17 protein-coding genes and 3 pseudogenes are annotated in these 20,196 nt (G+C 32.2%); 1 reads left to right on the top strand and 19 read right to left on the bottom strand.

The features are described 5' to 3' along the window. Positions 1-402 precede the first annotated feature (402 nt). From JCM7501_RS16515 to JCM7501_RS03730, 18 genes and pseudogenes are all read right to left on the bottom strand, one after another. Complete coding sequence (locus JCM7501_RS16515; RefSeq protein ID WP_256201104.1) at positions 403-1,431, bottom strand: alpha-mannosidase; 1,029 nt, start codon at positions 1,429-1,431, stop codon at positions 403-405. Positions 1,432-1,487: 56 nt separating this feature from the next. Further along, a complete protein-coding gene (locus tag JCM7501_RS16510; RefSeq protein WP_256201103.1) occupies positions 1,488-3,116 on the bottom strand; it encodes an alpha-mannosidase in 1,629 nt (542 codons plus the stop codon). Continuing rightward, the gene (locus JCM7501_RS16505; RefSeq protein WP_256201102.1) at positions 3,103-3,531 is read right to left on the bottom strand and encodes a hypothetical protein; all 429 of its coding nucleotides are present in this window, start codon (positions 3,529-3,531) and stop codon (positions 3,103-3,105) included. Before JCM7501_RS16505 ends, JCM7501_RS16510 begins: the two co-directional genes overlap by 14 nt. Before the next feature lie 110 nt (positions 3,532-3,641). Next, on the bottom strand, positions 3,642-4,535 hold the full coding sequence (locus JCM7501_RS03780) for an AraC family transcriptional regulator (RefSeq protein WP_028991865.1): 894 nt from the start codon (positions 4,533-4,535) through the stop codon (positions 3,642-3,644). A gap of 556 nt (positions 4,536-5,091) precedes the next feature. Further along, positions 5,092-7,328: pseudogene (locus JCM7501_RS03775) on the bottom strand (glycoside hydrolase family 2 TIM barrel-domain containing protein). Between the two features lie 3 nt (positions 7,329-7,331). Beyond that, positions 7,332-9,308: an alpha-galactosidase gene (locus JCM7501_RS03770; protein ID WP_457921085.1), complete on the bottom strand. Its 1,977-nt coding sequence runs from the start codon at positions 9,306-9,308 to the stop codon at positions 7,332-7,334. Continuing rightward, positions 9,308-9,517 carry a hypothetical protein gene (locus JCM7501_RS16500; RefSeq protein WP_457921084.1) on the bottom strand — a complete coding sequence of 70 codons (210 nt, stop codon included), beginning with the start codon at positions 9,515-9,517 and terminating at the stop codon, positions 9,308-9,310. The genes JCM7501_RS03770 and JCM7501_RS16500 overlap by 1 nt, the downstream gene beginning before the upstream one ends. Positions 9,518-9,583: 66 nt before the next feature. After that, a complete protein-coding gene (locus tag JCM7501_RS16495) occupies positions 9,584-9,841 on the bottom strand; it encodes an ABC transporter permease family protein (protein WP_256201099.1) in 258 nt (85 codons plus the stop codon). Continuing rightward, a complete protein-coding gene (locus tag JCM7501_RS03765) occupies positions 9,750-10,403 on the bottom strand; it encodes a carbohydrate ABC transporter permease (RefSeq protein WP_256201098.1) in 654 nt (217 codons plus the stop codon). Before JCM7501_RS03765 ends, JCM7501_RS16495 begins: the two co-directional genes overlap by 92 nt. Further along, the gene (locus JCM7501_RS03760) at positions 10,400-11,335 is read right to left on the bottom strand and encodes a carbohydrate ABC transporter permease (protein ID WP_013150642.1); all 936 of its coding nucleotides are present in this window, start codon (positions 11,333-11,335) and stop codon (positions 10,400-10,402) included. Before JCM7501_RS03760 ends, JCM7501_RS03765 begins: the two co-directional genes overlap by 4 nt. Positions 11,336-11,422: 87 nt before the next feature. Continuing rightward, positions 11,423-11,842 carry a type 2 periplasmic-binding domain-containing protein gene (locus tag JCM7501_RS16490; RefSeq protein ID WP_256201097.1) on the bottom strand — a complete coding sequence of 140 codons (420 nt, stop codon included), beginning with the start codon at positions 11,840-11,842 and terminating at the stop codon, positions 11,423-11,425. After that, positions 11,823-12,104, bottom strand: a complete 282-nt coding sequence (locus tag JCM7501_RS16485; protein WP_256201125.1) for an extracellular solute-binding protein — start codon at positions 12,102-12,104, stop codon at positions 11,823-11,825. The genes JCM7501_RS16490 and JCM7501_RS16485 overlap by 20 nt, the downstream gene beginning before the upstream one ends. Positions 12,105-12,115: 11 nt before the next feature. After that, a complete protein-coding gene (locus JCM7501_RS16480; RefSeq protein ID WP_256201096.1) occupies positions 12,116-12,745 on the bottom strand; it encodes an ABC transporter substrate-binding protein in 630 nt (209 codons plus the stop codon). Positions 12,746-13,192: 447 nt separating this feature from the next. Beyond that, positions 13,193-14,098: a TTE1925 family mutarotase gene (locus tag JCM7501_RS03750; RefSeq protein ID WP_028991861.1), complete on the bottom strand. Its 906-nt coding sequence runs from the start codon at positions 14,096-14,098 to the stop codon at positions 13,193-13,195. Between the two features lie 18 nt (positions 14,099-14,116). Then, complete coding sequence (gene galR / locus JCM7501_RS03745) at positions 14,117-15,307, bottom strand: transcriptional regulator GalR (RefSeq protein WP_012995687.1); 1,191 nt, start codon at positions 15,305-15,307, stop codon at positions 14,117-14,119. 14 nt (positions 15,308-15,321) lie between these two features. After that, positions 15,322-16,311, bottom strand: a complete 990-nt coding sequence (gene galE / locus JCM7501_RS03740) for a UDP-glucose 4-epimerase GalE (protein WP_013150644.1) — start codon at positions 16,309-16,311, stop codon at positions 15,322-15,324. A gap of 5 nt (positions 16,312-16,316) precedes the next feature. After that, a pseudogene (locus JCM7501_RS03735) lies at positions 16,317-17,488 on the bottom strand (galactokinase). After that, entirely contained in the window at positions 17,485-19,065 is a 1,581-nt protein-coding gene (locus JCM7501_RS03730; RefSeq protein ID WP_028991859.1) for a UDP-glucose--hexose-1-phosphate uridylyltransferase, read from the bottom strand. The pseudogene JCM7501_RS03735 and the gene JCM7501_RS03730 overlap by 4 nt, the downstream one beginning before the upstream one ends. Positions 19,066-19,374: 309 nt before the next feature. On the opposite strand from JCM7501_RS03730, the gene JCM7501_RS03725 reads away from it, so the two are divergent. Further along, positions 19,375-19,608 carry a Uma2 family endonuclease gene (locus tag JCM7501_RS03725; protein WP_256201095.1) on the top strand — a complete coding sequence of 78 codons (234 nt, stop codon included), beginning with the start codon at positions 19,375-19,377 and terminating at the stop codon, positions 19,606-19,608. 282 nt (positions 19,609-19,890) lie between these two features. Here JCM7501_RS03725 and JCM7501_RS03720 read toward each other — a convergent pair. Next, positions 19,891-20,196 (bottom strand): annotated as a pseudogene (locus tag JCM7501_RS03720) (transketolase C-terminal domain-containing protein); the annotation flags it as partial.

Below are 20,196 nucleotides of genomic sequence, written 5' to 3'. Positions count from 1 at the left end.
ATTTACTAAAACGTTTTTATAATTCCTTATAATAAAACTTTATGTATATATTTTCTTTTTTAAAATTTAAAGAAAACATTCTCAAGTGTTTACTATCAATGGTAATTAACGGAAATACTTTTATTTTGGAATAGTTTTCTGACAGCCGTTTAATAGTAAATAAGGTTTAAATAAAGGTAGATAGTTAAACTCAGATATGTTTTTATTCCTGTTTATTATTATAACTAAACCATAAAATTTATAAAATTCTAATCTAGGACATTATTTTAAGTTTTTAGGACATTTTCATGTTATGGCTGTAATCTCTTGAAAATATTAAATATATAAAAAAATAGTAGTCATATAAAATATTACAGAGCCTCAATAAGCGGCTCTGTAATATTTTATAAAAAGGATTTACTGTTAAAATATTATTTTAAATGTTTTAATTTCATATGGTTTTATTTCAAATTTAAAGCTATTCCCTTCGAAATTTATTTTGTTTATTTCATTTTCCATAAGATCACATTCAATTATATCTTTTATTTCCTTAAATAAAGTTAAGGTAACTTTTTCTCTTTTGTTTTGATATTCATATAATCTTACAATAATGTCATCACTTTCTTCTGCTTTTTTTACAGTTTCGACTATCACATTTTCTTTATCTACATTAAGTAAAGAAAATTTTTCTGGCAAACCACCATCATGTGGCTCTTCAATTTTAGCATACATTGGACAATTTAAATTATATGCCATTTTCACAGTATTCCCAACTTTCCAATCGCCTTTATGAGGATATAAAGAATATACAAATTCATGGACTTCTCTATCTACATCCTCATTGGGATAAATCGCAGATTTAAGAAGCGTAAGTCTCATCACTGAATCTTTAATGTCGTACCCATATTTACTATCATTTAATAAACTTACTCCATATCCTCCTTCAGATAAATCGGCCCATTTATGTGCAGGAACTTCGAAACGCGCATAATCCCAACTCGTGTTCCAATGCGTTGGTCTTTCTATATTTCCAAATTGTATTTCATAAGTTGCTTTATCTGCGTGTACATCAACTGGAAAAGCAACTTTGAGTAATATTTGTTTTTCTTTCCAATCTATCTTATTATAAAAATCTATTCTCGGTATATCATTATATAAATATATAACTTGTTCAATAGTTGAATCTAAAAAATTCTTCTTTATTTTAAGTGCTCCTCTCACAGGCCCTATTTCCAAAACTTCAATCTTTTCTACATTATTAATTTCCCACATTTTCTCTTGATAATAAATATTAATATCCCAGGCATCAAAGTTAATAGGTTTGTCCTCAAAAGCTTGGAGTACATTACCTTTCTGATTACTTTTAAGTACTTCTCTTTCGTTTAATTTGTCATAGATAGAAATAATATTACCATTGTCATCAAATTTAATATTGAAGAATTTATTTTCCATTTCTCTTTCATTTATTTTAATTTCACTACTTGTCTGAGATAAATTTTCTGTTTCCTTTAATGTATATACTTTATACCCCTTTGATGGAACATTTTTGCAAATATTATTTTGTTACTTTCGACTTTCTGTGAAGTTATTAATTTTTCTCCATCATACACTAAAACGTCAGACCAACTCTCAGGTAATTCAAATTCAACTATATCTGATCTTTCAAAACTGAGTTGATTAAATACAACTAAAGAAATATTTTTTAAATTAATATTAGAACATATACTATCTAAGGCAGAATTTATTATATTTTTCCCTCTAGCATTAATTTCTTCATACTGTTTTTTTGATTCTTCATAGACTTCTTTTATTGAAGAGCCGGGAAGTATATCGTGAAATTGATTAAGTAAAGTAATTTCCCAATTTTTATTAATTTCACTTTGAGGATATTCTTTTCCTTGTAAAATCATGTTCATGGTAGAAAAAAGCTCAGAATCTAAATTCAAAAATTCTATTTTTCTATTGTATTTTTTGTTTCTTGCCATAGAAGTATACGTTCCCCTATGATATTCTAAGTACAGTTCTCCTACCCATTTTGGAAGCCTAGGATTATCTTTTACATTTTTCTCTAACTGTTTAAAAAAGTCTATTGCTTTCCCCATTCTTACTTTTGGTACACCTGGTATACCTTTTGCAAGTCTCTTTCCAATTTCCAGCATCTCTTTAGTAGGGCCACCACCACCATCCCCATAGCCGTAACTATTTAAGACATAATTATTTATACCTTTTTGTTGATATCTCTGCCAACAACCCATTACCTGTGAAGGATTTAAAAAGCCATTATATGTGGTAAACCATCCTTTAGCTTCTCCTTTTACATAATCAGTAGTTGTTATAAAATGTGTTAGTATTTCTGTTCCATCTATTCCTCTCCACATAAAGGTATCATAAGGCATTTTGTTGTATTCGTTCCAACTAATTTTAGTTGTCATAAAATAGTCTATTCCACTTTTTTTAAGAATTTGTGGTAAAGCAGCACTGTAACCAAATACATCAGGTAACCATAATATTTTGTTATCTACTCCAAATTCTTTTTTGAAAAATCGTTTTCCAAACATGATTTGTCTGACAAGTGATTCTCCCGATGTAAGATTTGTATCTGCTTCTACCCACATCGAACCTTCTGCTTCCCATCTTCCTTCTTTTATTCTTTTCTTTATTTCTTCATATATTTCTGGATGATCTTCTCTTACAAACTTATATAATTGTGGTTGACTCGAGATAAATATATATTCCGGATATTGTTTCATAAGGTTTAAAACAGTTGAAAAGCTCCTTGCTACTTTTTCTCTTGTCTGTGACAACGTCCATAACCAAGCAACATCAATATGCGTATGTCCAACGCATATCTCGATTACATCATCATGTCCGCAATATTTTCCGTAAAACTCCCTTTCTAAATACTCATTGGCTTTATTTATAGAATTATAAAAATCTTTACTAAATGGTTTCCGGAGATCTAAAATATTAATAGCTGTCTGCAAATATTTTAAGGTATTTATATATTCTAAACTATCTTTTTCTAACAGTTTAATTACTTCCAATGGCACTTTTATATTATAATAAAGTTTTTCAATTTCTCTTTCTAAAATAGCTATCTCTGTATAAAGTTCTATGTACCTTCTACCATCCAGCATAAGCATATAGATCTATATCATATTTTTTTCCAACCTTTGCATTTTCACTTAATATTATTTCTCTATGATTAATATCCAATCCCTGCATTAATGTTTTATCAACATAGATAAAAAACTGGGGATTTAATGCATCCCACTGGTCTTCTCTCCCTGTTGATACCTTGTATACTACTGTTTTACCTTCAAAATTTTCGGGAATAACTATTTGTGTCTTAAACCAAAAGTGTTTATCTTTCCCTCCCCATCGATCCCCTCTTTTAAATATATTCCAATCTTTACCTTCTTCTTTTAATAACTCATAAGAATTATAATCGCATTCTTTTACCCTATAAATATCTAAAGAAACTTCTTGTGAATAAATGTATTTTTGTAATTCTTTTAAAATCCGTTCTATTCTTTCAAGTTGAAAGTACATTTTTTACTCTCTCCCCTTTTAGATTGTTATATTCTCGTTTACATTATAAATAAAATTCTAAATTTATAAAATCAAATTCCCAGACATTCTTTTAAGTTTTTCAGACAATTTTAATATATTTTTTTGATACTATTTCTATAAATTCCAGGAGGAAAGCCCTCTTCTCTTTTAAAAAACTGGTTAAAATAATATTCACTAGAAAAACCCAATTTATTAGCTATTTCTTTTATTGATATATTAGTATTTTTTAGTAATCTTTTCGCTTCTTGAAGCTTAATAAAATTTATAAATTCCTTTGTAGATTTACCTGTTTTTTCTTTTATAATTCTATTTATTTGCTTTGAACTTAAATGCATATAATTTGCTATATCATTTACTCTAAGGTCACTTGTAATATTATCTTCAATAAATTTTTTTATTAAATTAAATCTATAATCAGTTTCTTCTAGCTTTTTGGGTACAGAATAAAAATAAGATGTGCTATTCTCAAAAACTATTGCACGTACAGCCATAATTATTATCATTATAGCTAGACTTTTTATATTATTGTAAAATCCTATTTCTTGATGGTATGCTTCCTTTAGTGCTAATTCAAAATATTTCATTGAACCATAATGATCTTTTACAGGAACACATTTTGATGAATTTAATACCTCTAAGATAACATCTCCCTCAAAAAAAACACTATCGTCTGCTTTCTCAAAATCGCAATTTATGCTATACTCTATATATCGTTCTCCAGCTGAACGCTGTTCATGATAAAGTCCTGGTGCTGTAACATAAAATTCACCTTCTCTAATTATAAATTCATGATCATCAAGAATAACTAAGGAACTCCCAACTGGAATAAAATGAAATTCAAAACTAGAATGAGTATGTCTGCTAATTTCCCACTCCCCTTCCAAAGACATTACTCTAAACCATAATATATTTATTACAAAATTATCAATACTAATTTGAAGATCCAGCTTGGATAATTTTTCTGAAGCCTTAGACATATTCATAAAAATCTCACTCCTCCCAACGCAAAAATATTATTGAAAAACATCTACATTACCTCGCCTTTTAGTACTTTTTCATGATTATTATCAAATGATCTCATAATAAGTTGTAATTAATCCATTCGTTGCCCTCTATATTGCACTTAAATATATTACTTTCAAGAGATATATTGCGTAAAAAAATGATCTATTTGCCATTATATGACATTATAATAAAGGATCTATATTTCCTTATATGGAATCCTGTGTTTTTCCTTCATCTTTCATATGTTCTCATACAAATTATATCTTCAGCTTTCAAATTTTATAAAAATATTATATGGTACACTTATTGTAATACCACCTCTCAATAAATTTTATTGGTTAGTCAATTATATTAAAACCGGCATTCAGAATAAATGCGCTATTTTTAAGGATAATCTTTATCTATCCTGCCATTTATTATAGAACCTTTAAAATAAGATCGTTATTTCATTATTGATAATTTTTTATTCCCCAGTATTTATTAGAAAAAAGAATTAATATACTGAAAAACCCACCCTAAAGGGTGGGCTTTCTGTTAATATCCTATTGACCTAGTTTTTATAGACATACTGCTTTCTTCCGCTACATAAGGAGATTTAGCTTTTAAAATTATTTCTCCCGGTTTTCGTGTTGATTTTACATAAACTGCTCCTCTTCCTGCTTCTAATGTCAATGGATTTTCCCCAATCAGTATTCCTTCACCTTCTATTTCAAATGATACTGGTATATTAGCATAAGGAAGAATAGATCCATTTTCATCTACAACACTTATAACAACCCTTGTACAATCGGAGCCATCTGCCATAATCTCATTATCGTCGCAAGAAAGAACTAATTTATGTGGTTTCCCATATGTCCTTATTGTATGCCTTGCCACTTCTTTACCATTTATTAAACCTACTGCAGTAATAGAAACATCATTAGCTTTTATCGCCATATCCATATAGTTAACTCCCAGTTGATTTAATGAAAATTCGAATGGCGGATATGGCAGACTTGGAAAGTCAACTCTATTAGGCATTTGCTTCATTACAAACTTATCGTTTATATAAAGTTCTATTTCTTCACAATTGCTAAATACAAGCAATTTGTCACCGTTTTCTTCTCTAAATGATGGTATTAAGTACGAAGCTATAAACACATAGGCCCATATAAGTGAGGATCAGCCTGGCTTCTGTAAAAATGAGCTGCAAATTTTGGAAGTCTAAATATATCACAGACTCCATGATAGCATATATTGTCTCCTGAACCAAAAGCACTTGTGGTATTATAATCAAATGCACACCAGCCTGATGCACCAGCCATGTTTGGTATCCCATATTGTTTGTCTTGGATAAGAGCATGCAACCTTGCATGAGTAATAAGTCGATTAAGGTTATCATAAGATTTTGTCGGATACATGTGACCCATATATTCTGTTACCATATACTTTTTGTGATTTGGAAGTTGTATTTTGCCTTCTAAATTGTATATAAAGTCGTTATATGTAAATACATCCTCTAGCTTTTCACTATCTCTTAAATATCTAACACCACCTGTTGGTCTACTTCTGTCTAATTTATGAGCTATTTCATTCATTTCTTTATAAAAATCGTGGTCATCTAAAGACTCATTTATTCGTACGCCCCACATAAATATGCATGGATGATTTCTATCTCTTAAAATCATTTCTTTTAAATTCTCTTTTGCAATGTTCTTCCAATTTTCATCGCCTATATGCTGCCATCCAGGTATCTCTTCAAAAACTAACAAACCTATCTCATCACATCTATCCAAAAATGAAACAGCCTGCGGATAATGTGACGTCCTAACATAATTTAATCCCAATTCATACTTTAATATATCTGCATCTTTTCTTTGAACCCTATCCGGCATAGCACCGCCAACATAAGGAAAAGTCTGATGTCTGTTTAATCCTCTTAATTTTAAAGGTTCACCATTAATATAAAATTTGCCGTCATCTCTAAATTCAACTGTCCTTATTCCTGTCTTAAAAGTGTAATTATCTAAAATTTCATTCTCTGCAACAAGTTTTACAGACACATTATATAAATACGGATGATCCGGATGCCAAGTTAATGGATTCTCCATCTTTATTCGCTGTACAATCTCCTTTTGCATGTCTTTAACATCAGTAACCGAAGATGAACACACAACACCTTCTTTATTTATAACCTCTGTCAATATTTTTGCATTCCTTACCTCTTTACCTTCGATGGTTGTAGTAATTGAAATTTCCGCAACAGAATTTTGCAATTTATCTACAACAAAATAAACATCTTTTATATGGGTATCATTTAAAATTTTCAGCCATACATTTCTGTATATTCCACCAAACAACATATAATCTACAAGATGACCTTCTGGAGGAATATCTTTATGTTCTCTTGAATCCACTTGTACAGCAATTAAATTTTCAAAATCGCCATATTTGACATATTCTGTAATGTCAAATTCAAAAGGGGTATATCCTCCTTTATGTTCTCCTACGAATTCGCCATTTACATAAACCTTCGCAACAGTCATAACACCTTCAAAATGAATATAAACCTTTTTCCCTTTGTATCTCTCAGCTACTTTAAAGTGTTTTCTGTACCATGAAACAAACCTGTAGTCTTCTTCTTTAAAATAGTGGTGAGGAAATGTTTTGTTTGCATGAGGAAGACTAACAACTTCAAAATTGCTCTCATCAAAATCAAATTTATATGCATCATTTAAGTCTTCAGGAATATATAGCCAATCTACATTAAAATTCAATACATCTCTACCCATCTTTTACGCCTCCTTTTTAAAATGCATCATAACACTTTGAAAATCTCCTTCCAATTGTGGTATTGCAATGCCTGCATACATAAGCTCATCACCACCATATACTTCACCCGTATCTTGCAATGCATATTTGTAATCGGGGTTTAAAGCCTTTAAATAAATCCTTTTTATCGTGTCATTAGGAGTTGCCAAGACTTTAAAGTAAAAAGCTACAAATTCAGTTTTTTCTTCATTAATAAACATCCATGCTGTTTCATTTCCTTCAAAAGGACTTAATAATCTGTAAAAATCTCCAAATTGAATCAATTTTCTTATCTCTTTGTACTTTTTAACATATTTTTTAACAAGGTCTTTTTCCTCTTCACTAAGCTTCGTTAAATCAAGCTCAAATCCAAAATTGCCTGATATCGCCACATCAAGGCGAGTCTTTAAAGGAGTTATTCTGTGAACTTGGTGATTGGGCACAGCAGACACATGGCTTCCCATAGCTACAGGAGGATATATCAAACTTGTGCCGTATTGAATTTTAAGTCTTTCTATGGCATCTGTATCATCACTAGTCCAAGTCTGGGGCATATAATAAAGCATTCCAGGGTCAAAACGACCGCCACCACCAGCACAACTTTCAAACAAAACATCAGGAAACCTTGTCGTTATTTCTTCTAATATTCTGTAAAGTCCAAGAATATATCTGTGAGCAGTTTCTCTTTGTCTTTCAGGAGGCAAAAGTGCAGAGCCTATCTCTGTCATATTTCTATTCATATCCCATTTTACATAACTTATGTTGGCGCTTTCCAAAATATCTGACACTACTTTTATAATATAATCTTGTACATCTTTGCGCGACAAGTCTAACACAAGTTGATTTCTGCTTTCACTTCTCGGCCTATTAGGTACATGTATACACCAATTGGGATGCTCTCTATAGAGGTCACTATCAGGAGACACCATTTCTGGTTCCATCCATAATCCAAATTTTAAACCTAAAGAATTTATCTCTTTTGCAAGACCATCCAAACCACTTGGAATCTTTTCTTTATTTACAAACCAATCTCCCAGTGAAGAATTGTCAGAATTTCTCTTTCCAAACCATCCATCGTCAAGAACAAACAGTTCAATCCCCAAATCTTTAGCTTCTTTAGCAAGTTCTTTAAGTTTTTCTTCGGTAAAATCAAAATAAGTAGCTTCCCAATTGTTTATAAGAATTGGTCTTTCTTTGTCCTTAAATTTACTTCTCATAAGTCTATTTCTGTACAGTTTGTGATAGGTATTTGACATTTTATTTAAGCCACTATCCGAATAAACCATAACGACTTCTGGTGTTTGAAATGTTTCACCTGGTTTTAAAAGCCATGAAAAATCAAATGGATTAATTCCCATAGAGACTCTCGCTATCTTATATTGATCCACTTCTACTTGTGCCAAGAAATTGCCACTGTAAACAAGGCTAAATCCATAAACATCTCCATGCCATTCATCAGCGTCTTTCCTTAAAAGTGCTATAAAAGGATTTTGCTGATGGCTGCTTGCACCTCTTCTGCTTTCAATAGACTGAACTCCAGAAGTAAGTGATCTTCTTATAACATGTCTTTCTCTCGCCCAAGCCCCTGACAATTGAAGCATGTCAAACTTATCATCATTAAAATCAACATTCATAGATAAAGCTCTTAACAATTTTATGTCTTCTTTTCCCATGTTTTCAAATCTCACTGACCTTGTGATAACATCATAATCTCTAAATGCCGTGTAAATTAAAGTTACTTTTAAATTTGCTACTTTATCATATAACTCTATTTCAAGAGTATCAGCTTCATCTTCATTTTCAACATAAGTAGCCGGAAGCCCTTCTAATTTAGGTTTACCTTTATAGATTTTGTGAGATAGGTATCTTAAATCAGAAATAGTAGAACCGTTTTCAAGCTGAATTTGATATGCAGGACTTCTAAAATCAGTATTGCCATACGCAGGATATTCTTGAGGCATTACCTCAAATGAAAATTTTTCCTTTGCTCCACAACTGATACATATACTTTTTCTACTTCAGAACTTAAATGAATAGTACTTTCATCTTTTATCCTTTTGCCAAAATAAACATGAAACAGATGACCATAAGTACTCACATATACTACATAACTTGTATCCTTTGCTACAAGGTGAAACGTTCTTGTTTTTTCATCATAATATATAGCCATTTTGGTTGGGTAAAACCCATTCCCTCCTTTCTTAAAAAATCAAGACCTATTCTAACATTGAGTATTTTATTGTTTTACTGCTCCAGTCATACCTTGCACGAAATATTTCTGTAATGCAAAAAATATAATTAGGGTAGGTAATGTAGCTATCACAATTGCGGTCATAATAACTCCATATTCAGGAAAATATGCAGATGACAAATTAGATATCAAAAGAGTCATTGTTTTTTGATTATCTGTTTGAAGCACTATAAGTGGCCATAAATAAGAATTCCAACTTGTTGTAAAAGAAAAAATTGCTGCTGCAGCATAAGTAGATTTCATCGACGGTACCACTATAGAAAAAAAAGGTCCTTATTTCACTTGCACCATCAACACGTGCTGCCTCTATGATTTCTTTAGGAAAAGATTTAAAACTTTGTCTGAAAAAGAATATTATAAAGACTGATGCAATACTTGGCAAAATCACTCCAGCATGGGTATTTAAAAGTTTTAGTTCCACAATCAATCTAAATAAAGGAACCATAAGTGCTGCAAATGGTACCATCATTGTTAAAAGTATTATTCCATAAACAATTTCGCGGTTTTTGGAACTATATATTTCAAACCCATATGCTGCCATCGATGCTACTATTAAAGTACCAATCACAGTTAGACCTGATACCTTTATTGAATTTAATAATATCCTACCTAAATTGTATGAGGTATTGAGGGTAATTAAATTATGAATTAATTGATTGCCAAAAGTCATTTTCCCTTTTATCACATCAACAGCACTATTTGTCATCCCTACTATCATCCAGTAAAACGGAAATACAGAAATTATAAACATAATAATTAGAAAAGCGTATATGATAATTCTGAATAAAAATTTTTTTGATTTCAATTTTTCTCACCTGCCACTTTAAATTGAATAACAGTAAGTATAGCTGCAAAAAACACTATAACATAAGATACAGCAGCAGCATATCCAAAATTGGGCATATATTTGAATGCAAGATTATAAATATACACAGATAACGTAAGTAACGAATTCCCTGGACCTATACTAGAAGCCGTTACACCACCACTTGATAGATTCATAGGTTCATCAAATAATTGTAAAGTTCCTATCGTTGACATGATAGTTGTGAAAACAATAATAGGTTTAAGCATTGGAATAGTTATATAAAAAAATTGCTGTATTTTATTTGCTCCATCCATTTCTGCTGATTCATATATCTCATATGGAATATTTTGTAGCCCTGATAGGTAAAAAACCATATTATATCCTGTCCATCTCCATGTCATCGCTATAATAAGTGTAACTTTTGCCCAAAAAGGATCCAATAACCAAGGAACAGGTTCCTTTATTATATGCAAATTTATCAAACTTGTATTTATGAAACCATCCAAGCTAAACATCATTTTGAATAAAACAGAATATGCAACAAGTGAAGTAACTGCAGGTAAAAATATACCTGTTCTAAAAACACCTCGAAATTTAATACTTTTATCATTAAGAATGGTGGCAAGCACTAATGCTAAAAAAAGCATTATAGGCACTTGTATTATCAAAATCGTAAAAGTATTTTTCAAAGCTATCAAAAACATTTGGTCATTAAAGAGTCTTAAATAATTATTTAATCCAACAAATTTTTGTACAATGCCTCTAGAAGACATAGTAGAAAGATATAAAGAATAAATTATTGGATAAAATAGAAAAGTTATAAGCAATATTAACGCTAAAAATGTGAAGCCCCATCCATATCTGTTTAAAATTCTTTCATAGCTAACATTTTTGCTTTTTAACGGAGTTTGTGCTTCATTTCCAACCATAAATTATTTCACCCCTTATTTAATCCGAGGAATAGCAATTAAAGCTAATTGCTATTCCTCATTCCATTTTTAAATCTAGGTAATTATTTATTGGTTAATCTGATTTTTCAATTGTTCTTCTGCCTTTTTCAAAGCATCATCCACAGATATTTTTCCTGAATATACATCCGGCATTATACCCATGATTGCTGAATCTGCTTCATATGTGTATACACCATAATTTACTGGAGGAATTTTTTTCATATATTCCGATAAATCTGAATATATTTTTTGATTACCGAAAAATGGATCAGGTGCAGAGTAAGCATTTCCTGTCTGAGCAGGCAAATAAGTAGCAAATGCTCCTCGTTCTACAAGTATTTTTTGGTAAAAATCATTATTTCCCGCATATATTTCTTTAAGAAAATCTATTGCGACATCTTTATTTTTAGAACTATTAATCACATACCAGCTTGAACCTCCAAGATTAGAAGCATTAACTGAGCTACTAATGTTTAAACGTGGCACGGAGCAAGTCCCCATTTTCCACTTTGCTTGATTCCGCTTTAATTGAGCCAATAATCCAAACGCCCGTAACAACTGCAGCTACATCTCCTTTGTTAAAAGCAGCAACCCATTCATTCCATCCACTTACCTTTTTTATTATCCCTGAGTCTAATAAGTTTTTGTAGGTTATTACTGCTTCTTTCAATGCAGGGTTATTTGTAAAATCAGGTTTTCCCTCTTTGTCAAAATACCATTCCCCAGCAGACTGAAGCATTATTCTCATCAACCCACCATCTACGGCTCAAAGCCAAACATATATTTCCCTGTTTTTTCCTTTACTCTTTTGCCAATCTCTATGAATTGGTCCCAAGTTATATTATTTAAATCTTCCGGTTTATATCCTGCTTGCTCTAATATATCTCTTCTATAGAAAAATCCAGCAACCCCTGAATCAAATGGAACACCATACGTCCTTCCATTGAGAGTCATAAGTTCTACTTTATATTTTGCAAATTTACTATAATCAATTTTATCTGTTAAATCTGCAAATGCACCTGGATATGCTTGAAGATATTTCTGTGCATTATAGTCTTCTATTAACACTATATCAGGTAAACCTTCTTTAATTCCCGACGCAAGAACTGTATTTAATTTTTGTTCCAAATCACCTTTTGCCATTTCTACAACATCAATTTGCACATCAGGATGTTCTTTAGTGTAAATTGCTTTTGCATCATTCATTATGGCAATATTAAAATTGGGGTCCCATGCCCATACAGTAATCTTTTTTGTACTAGACGTCGCTGTATCTGATTGTTGATCAGAGTTTTTAGAAGAAGTCGAGCTGCCTGAGCTTCCACATCCTGTAAATAAAATTGTGAACAGAAATATAACTGAAATAACATAAGCAACGAGCTTTTTCATACACTTTCCTCCTTTAGATAATTTTCTCTTCACACATTAATATAAAGTCGTCTTTAAAATGTTTCACCCTCCTTTCATCTTGGACTAGATTTATAATGATAAGATTCATAGATAACGTTGTCAAATATTACAATAACTTTGAGTTTTTGAGTTAATTGAATACTAAGCAGACTTTATTAATTATTTTAATATAATATATTTGACATATCGTTGGAAATCCTGCCTGATTTATCGACTTATTTAAAACATTTTTATTTTGCTTTGTATATTTTACATAAAATTTATATCATTATATCAGCATATTAGACAGGTTTTTACTTTTATGTAGGCAAGTTTATTTTTTATTTTAATTAACTCCTATATTATATATTCGACGTAAATTCAAAAATTCCTTCTTGTAAACCGTAATTTATTAAAATTTTTTATAAACTTTTTGTTGCCCAAATTTTACCTTTCACAATATTTTTTTGCAATTTCATCAAACAAATCCTCATTTACATCCTTTACATTTACATTATTGTAAAGCTCCCATTCTTCAATGTGTTCAACAGCTTCACCTGGTTGTAATCTTGTAAATGGACTTAATGTTTCTATTTCAAGCATCCAATCGTTTGTGTATGTCTCAAAAGATACACCAAAATCAGGATATACTGCATTTTGTTGCAGATAATATCTTTTTACAAATAAATGCCCTTTTCTGGCATAAGCAGCCCAACCAGCTTCATTATTAATTCCTAATTTAAAAGGATTTTCTTTTTTTGGGTTTTGCCTTAATGCAATGTATTTTTCTCCCCAGTATACTCTTTCGTCATTCATTTTAGAATAAGGCCAGAGTACAATTTGCCTATTTGGAAGTAAATCTGTATTTTTGTTTGGCTGAGGTATTATTTCTATACCTTCTGTATTTAATACTGTTATTGTCCATGCTGAAAGCTCAACAGGCCATGCTCCAAGATTAGTTATCCTGTGTACAAGCCTTACTCTACTCTCATCAGGACTTAAGATTATATCGATTTGCTTTTGTGTGTTAACCCATTTTTCTGGCTTTTGAATAAGTCTCACACCGTTTTCTATTTCGTGCCAATCAACTGGTTCATTGTCTGGCACATACGTCCTCTTTCTGTCTTCAGGACTATGCCACAGTCTGTGACCACCGTAAAACCTAAATTCGTTACCTCCTTTTAAACCAATAGTTTTAGGGTCTAAGTTAAATTCGTTTACATCATTTTCAAAACCAAATCTGACAATTCTGGGTCCTATATCAGTAGTAGCAACAACGTCAATGATTCCATTTGACAATTTAACGCTATTTTCCCATCCCAAAAAGTTTACTTTTTCAATTTTTATTGCCATAGTCATCCTCCATCCTTCTCACAAAACTTCATCCATAACCATATTAGCAGCGCCAATTAAAGTAGCATTATCCCCCAACTCAGCAAAAGCTATGCTGCATGAGGAATATGAATTTTCAAAAGCCCTCTTCTTAGTCGTTTCTCTCATTATATCTTCAAAAAAACTCCGTCCTTGAACAATCCCTCCTCCTATTAAAATAAGTTCAGGATTAAAAGTGTTTATTATGTTTGCAATCCCTATCCCTAAGTATCTCCCGATAGTTTCTAATGAATTAATCGCTAATTTGTCATTCAATTTTGCAGCCTCATAAATCATTTCTGGTGTGACACTGTCGAGTATTCCTTTTGCCATCTGGTATACAATAGAATCATTTCCTTCTTTGATAGACTTAACGACTAAATTAACAAGAGCCTTTTCCGACGCTAATGCTTCAAAACAACCGTAATTGCCACAGCTACACTTAGGACCTGCTACATCAATAGTAGTATGACCTATTTCCCCTGCACTATCATTATTACCTATATATAATCTTCCATTTATCAATATCGCGGAACCTATTCCATAGCCTACTTTTAAAAAAATCATGTTTTCAACTTCTTTAGCTTTTCCCATTTGAAACTCGCCCCATGCCATTGCTCTAACGTCATTCATGATATAGGTAGGGATCTCAAACTTTTCTTCTATCATCGCCTTTAAAGGCACGTTTCTCCATCCTATGTTAGGCGCAAATACTGAAATACCCTCTTTTGTCTTAACAGGACCCCTTACCACAATTCCTATTCCTGATATATTGTTTGGAGATTCTTTTATCGCTTTATCAAGAGTAGACATCAATAGCTCCAGTACTTCTTGTTCTTTTAAACCTTTTATAGAATGTGTTTGCTCGCTTTTTCTATTGAGCTCGGCATCAAGAGTGTATTCATGTAAATTATTGGTGCTTATGTGAACAATAATAATTGTCATAAATTCTGGATTTATTTTGATAAGCACAGGAGGCCTGCCGCCATTTGACTCTCCAACCTTATATTCAACAACTACTCCTTCTTCAATAAGTTTGTTTACAATGTTAGTTACAGTTGGAGGTGTTAAATTTGTCTCTTTTGCAATATCTGCTCTAGATATTGGCCCCATTTTTCTTATAATATCTAAAATAAGCGATTCATTCATGCCTTTTAATAATTTGTAGCTTACAGGTATCAAGTTTGCCATTAATATCCCATCCTTTATCGCTCTTCAAATCCTTTTGGATGATTTTTATGCCACATCCACGCACTTTCAATTATTTCTTCTAAAGAAGTATATTTAGGAGTCCATCCCAATTCCTTTGTGATTTTTTCTGATGAAGCCACCAGCACTGCTGGATCTCCCGGGCGGCGGTGAGTTACTTCTGCAGGAATAGGATGTCCTGTCACTTTTCTTGCAACTTCAATAACTTCTTTTACACTAAATCCTTCTCCATTTCCCAGGTTATAAATCGCACTTTCATTGTCTTTTCTCAATTTATCCAGTGCAAGTATGTGGGCATCTGCCAAATCCATCACATGAATATAATCTCTTATACATGTTCCGTCCTTTGTAGGATAATCATCTCCGTAAATCCTAATTTTGTCTCTCTTCCCTAATGCAACTTGAAGTATAATTGGGATGAGATGGGTCTCAGGAGAATGGTCCTCCCCAATTTCACCCGTTTCAATAGCCCCTGCAACATTGAAGTACCTTAGTGCAACATATTTAATTCCATAAGCTACATCTGCCCATTTCAACATTTTTTCAACCGCCAGTTTAGTTTCACCATAAGGGCTGGTAGGATTAGTTTTATCTTCTTCTTTTATAGGAATCCTTTCTGGTTCTCCGTATACCGCAGCAGTAGAGGAAAATACAATTTTTTTAACATTGTGTTTTTTCATTGCTTTTAAAAGAGAAAGAGTACCGCATACATTATTTTCATAATACTTAAAAGGCTCCTCAACACTTTCCCCAACAAGAGAAAATGCCGCAAAGTCAATCACTGCTTCAATTTCATTTTCTTTAAACACTTTGTCTAAAAAAGCTTCATCTCTTAAATCCCCTATATACAACTTCCCGCCTAAAACAGACTTCTTGTGGCCCTTTACAAGATTATCAACTACTACAACTTCTTCCTTTCTATTAAGAAGTGCAGCTACCGTATGACTTCCAATGTATCCTGCTCCACCACATACAAGAATTGCCATTTTTCTCACTCCTTTGATATATCAATTTCTCTTGCTCCTTCACCTACTCCGGTTATGTAGCTGTAGGCTCATATCCAATTTTTTGTTTGTAATTTTTAGAAACCACTTTTATAAAATCTGGCACTTCTTCTTCTTTCACAATGCTTACAGTGCATCCTCCAAAGCCTGCTCCAGTCATACGAGAACCTATTACCCCTTTTAATTTTAACGCTTCTTCTACCAATGTGTCCAGTTCTTTCCCTGTAACTTCGTAATCATTTTTTAAAGAATTATGAGACTCAACCATTAATTTCCCAAATTTGATTAAGTCTTTATCATTAAGTGCTTTTACAGCCTCCAATACTCTTTGATTTTCTGTTATAACATGTCTTGCCCTTTTTACAAGCACTTCCTCCGGTATTAAATGTTTATATTCTTCAAACTGTTCAATTGAAACCTCCGAAAGATTGTGTATTGGTAAAGCCCTCTGAAGGTATGAAAGGGCTTTTTCACATTCACTTCTTCTTTCATTGTATTTTGAATCCAAGAGCCCCCTTCTTTTATTTGTATTTGTTATCAAAATTTTATAACCCTCTAATTTCAAAGGCACGTAAGAATACTCTAATGTATCGCTTTTTAATAAAATTGCATGGTCTTTTTTACCCATTCCAACAGCAAACTGGTCCATTATGCCACAATTTACCCCAACAAAAGTATTTTCTGCTTTTTGACACATTTTAACTAATTCTATCCGGTCAATATTTAAGTTGAAAACTTCATTCACTGCAACAGCAGTAACCAGCTCTATTGAAGCAGATGAAGAAAGTCCAGCGCCATTTGGGATATTGCCTTCAAACACAATTTCAAATCCAGAAAAAGTATATCCCTCATCCTGTAATACTTTTAAAACTCCCTTAGGGTAATTTGCCCAATCATGGCTTTTATCAAAATTGAGTGCATCAAGGTCTACTTCCACCTTTAAATCGAAATTTAAAGAAGCCATGAAGACTTTTTTGTCATTTCTTTTTCTAATCGCAGCATATGTTCCAAAGTCAAGTGCACAAGGAAATACATAGCCTCCATTGTAATCTGTATGCTCTCCAATAAGATTCACTCGCCCTGGAGCGTAGAAAACCCTTATTTCAACTTCATTTCTACCATAGAATTTTTCAAGTGCTTCAATTACAGTAGTTTTCATTTTAAATCTCCTTTCTTATCTATTTTTTCAAAGCCTGCTTCTTTCATAAATCTTTCAAATGCTTCTTTCCCTTTTTCATCTCTTTTAAACACTCCTGCATCAAAAAGAACTTGCAAAAATTTGTTTCCAACTTCTTGCTGTATATAGCTTTCTGCCTCCTCTTTGGTGCATTTATTCCCATATTTTAAAAGCAATTCTTCCACCCATGGAATGTGCTTATATAAAGGATGGTTTTTGTCATACAAAGTTGGATCAAATTTTTGTTCGCCTGTTAAAAATTTCATTATCTCATCCAGCTCAAATTTTAACCTGCCTGGCAAAACTGCTAACCCCATGACTTCTATAAGTCCAATATTTTCCTTTTTTATGTGATGAAGCTCTTCATGGGGGTGAAAAATTCCATAGGGATATTTGTCTGTCGTCCTGTTATTTCGCAAGACTAGGTCTATTTCAAATTCACCATTTTTATTAATCCTCGCAATAGGTGTAATCGTGTTGTGAGGGATAAGTTCTCCATTCTTTTCGCTGTGAGATACAATCTCAACCTCTAAATCATTGTAATTTTTCCATTTATTTAATATATGTGAAGAAATATCTATAAGCCTACTTTTTTGCTTTCCTGCAATGCGTATAACAGACATAGGCCATTTTAATACGCCAACCTTGACATTATTATACTCATTATGCACAAAAAAACTCTCTATTGGAGCCTCTTCCATCGGAAAAACATGCCTTCCACCTTGAAAATGCTCATGGGATAGAATGGAACCTCCCACAATTGGCAAATCCGCATTCGACCCCATAAAATAATGAGGAAATTGCTCAACAAAGTCCAAAAGCCTCACAAAAGTTTTTTCTGATATTTTCATAGGCACATGTTTTTCGTAAAATAAAATGCTGTGTTCATTGTAATATACATACGGTGAATACTGAAAGTACCACTGCTCTCCTGCCACTTTTACCGGAATTACTCTGTGGTTTTGCCTTGCCGGGTGATTTAAGTTTCCTGCAAATCCCACATTTTCAAGGCATAAAAGACATTTTGGATAACCAGATTGCTGAACTTTTTTTGCTGCCTCAATCTCTTTTGGGTCTTTTTCTGGCTTTGAAAGATTTATAGTAATTTCAAGAGAACCGTATTGCGTTTGAACTCTCCAATACAAATTTTTAGCAATTCTATTCATCCTAATGTAATTAGAGGCTTGAGATAATTTGTAAAAATACTCTGTGGCCTTTTCAATTCCCTCTTCCGAGGCAATAGTATTAAACTTTTTTACAACTTCCGATTGCCGTGGCATCAAAAGCCCCATGATTCTAGCATCCATTAAATCTCTGTAAGTAATAGTATTATCACAAATAATTCCTATCTGTGCTGCATAGTCCAATAATTTGTTCAAAATATCAGAAGGACTATTAAGCTCTTCTTCCGGAACCTCACCTTCATAAGGTTTTTCTATTTTAAATAAATCCATAAGTGCATTGCGGCTTGGAATGACATCTAATTCCTCTATCAAGCCTTTTTTAAGTGCAAACTTTATAAGCCGCTCAATGTGTAATGCTACCTCCCTGGAATCCATAATATATCCTCCACTGACTTTGTTATATTTTTTAATTAAGTCTTCAATAAAAAAGAAATTCAGAGAATACAATCGTTTTGTTAAAATAACAGATTTATTAAAACATAACCTTTATGTGCAATAAAAATCAATTAATAGAGTTTGTTTATTATTTTAATTAACCTCTTTCTATTTATATTCGACACATATTTAAAAATTCCTTCTTCTTTATAAAAAGTTTTTTAGATATTTTTATAAAGGTAATGAATAATTGTTAATATTGAAAAATGTGCTAAAATATATTTAGAACAAGTAAATGGGGATGATATAATGGAAAATATAATACCTAAAAACAAAAAAATTACTTATGAAGAATTCGAAGAAATAGACTCTAAAACTGATGAAATGCTCGAATTCATAAACGGCGAAATATATTTGTTATCCGCACCTTCAGTGGCACACCAAAGAATTTTAACGAACTTATCGACAGAATTTGGAATATATTTTAGAGATAAAAAGTGCAAACATTTTTGTTGCCCCTTTAGATGTTATACTACAAAATGACCAAGAAAAGCACAAAGTACAGCCAGATATAACTGTTATTTGTGATGAAAGAGGACTCACTGAAAATAACTATACTAGTATCTGAACTTGTGGTGGAGATACTATCTCCTTCCACAGCATCAAAAGATTATATCATAAAAATGGATTTGTAAATAATGTATTTTAAAAGTGCAAAGAACAACTTCTCTGCGCTTCAGATTAAAGACAACTCCCACTTTTCGTCCATGTAAAAATGGGGGTTGTCTCTTTAATAGAAAGCGCCAGGACTAACCTGGCGTTTTTTTAAAATGACATAGCTGCTTTTACAATATCCTCCGCTGTCAAACCATAATGTTTTAAAAGTTCTTTAGGTGAACCTGACTGGCCAAATTGCTCTTTTATACCTATTCTCTTTACCTTTACTGGGTATTCTTCTGAAAGAACTTCTGCCACAGCAGACCCAAGTCCTCCTATTATGCTGTGCTCTTCTGCTGTTATAACTTTGCCCGTCTTTTTAGCTACTTCTACTATTAAATCTTTGTCTATCGCTTTATGGTGTGGATGTTGACCACCGTCGCCTCTATCCCTTCTTCTTTTAGTTTGTCTGCC

It is taken from the genome of Thermoanaerobacter thermocopriae JCM 7501, assembly GCF_001310975.1.
GTDB classification, from domain to species: domain Bacteria; phylum Bacillota; class Thermoanaerobacteria; order Thermoanaerobacterales; family Thermoanaerobacteraceae; genus Thermoanaerobacter; species Thermoanaerobacter thermocopriae.
Note: the sequence above shows the minus strand (reverse complement) of the source record. Positions and strands in the feature narration are given on the sequence as shown.

Coding starts and splice junctions, on each gene's coding strand:
- JCM7501_RS16485 (WP_256201125.1), bottom strand. CDS start 12,104: ATGAGAATAATGCTTCAGTCTGCTGGGGAATGGTATTTTGACAAAGAG.
- JCM7501_RS16495 (WP_256201099.1), bottom strand. CDS start 9,841: ATGAAATCTACTTATGCTGCAGCAGCAATTTTTTCTTTTACAACAAGT.
- JCM7501_RS03725 (WP_256201095.1), top strand. CDS start 19,375: ATGGAAAATATAATACCTAAAAACAAAAAAATTACTTATGAAGAATTC.
- JCM7501_RS03750 (WP_028991861.1), bottom strand. CDS start 14,098: ATGGCAATAAAAATTGAAAAAGTAAACTTTTTGGGATGGGAAAATAGC.
- galE (WP_013150644.1), bottom strand. CDS start 16,311: ATGGCAATTCTTGTATGTGGTGGAGCAGGATACATTGGAAGTCATACG.
- JCM7501_RS16480 (WP_256201096.1), bottom strand. CDS start 12,745: ATGAAAAAGCTCGTTGCTTATGTTATTTCAGTTATATTTCTGTTCACA.
- JCM7501_RS16510 (WP_256201103.1), bottom strand. CDS start 3,116: ATGCTGGATGGTAGAAGGTACATAGAACTTTATACAGAGATAGCTATT.
- JCM7501_RS03770 (WP_457921085.1), bottom strand. CDS start 9,308: ATGCCTCAAGAATATCCTGCGTATGGCAATACTGATTTTAGAAGTCCT.
- JCM7501_RS03780 (WP_028991865.1), bottom strand. CDS start 4,535: ATGAATATGTCTAAGGCTTCAGAAAAATTATCCAAGCTGGATCTTCAA.
- JCM7501_RS03760 (WP_013150642.1), bottom strand. CDS start 11,335: ATGGTTGGAAATGAAGCACAAACTCCGTTAAAAAGCAAAAATGTTAGC.
- JCM7501_RS16515 (WP_256201104.1), bottom strand. CDS start 1,431: ATGGAAAATAAATTCTTCAATATTAAATTTGATGACAATGGTAATATT.
- JCM7501_RS03730 (WP_028991859.1), bottom strand. CDS start 19,065: ATGGATTCCAGGGAGGTAGCATTACACATTGAGCGGCTTATAAAGTTT.
- JCM7501_RS16505 (WP_256201102.1), bottom strand. CDS start 3,531: ATGTACTTTCAACTTGAAAGAATAGAACGGATTTTAAAAGAATTACAA.
- galR (WP_012995687.1), bottom strand. CDS start 15,307: ATGGCAAACTTGATACCTGTAAGCTACAAATTATTAAAAGGCATGAAT.
- JCM7501_RS16500 (WP_457921084.1), bottom strand. CDS start 9,517: ATGGCTATATATTATGATGAAAAAACAAGAACGTTTCACCTTGTAGCA.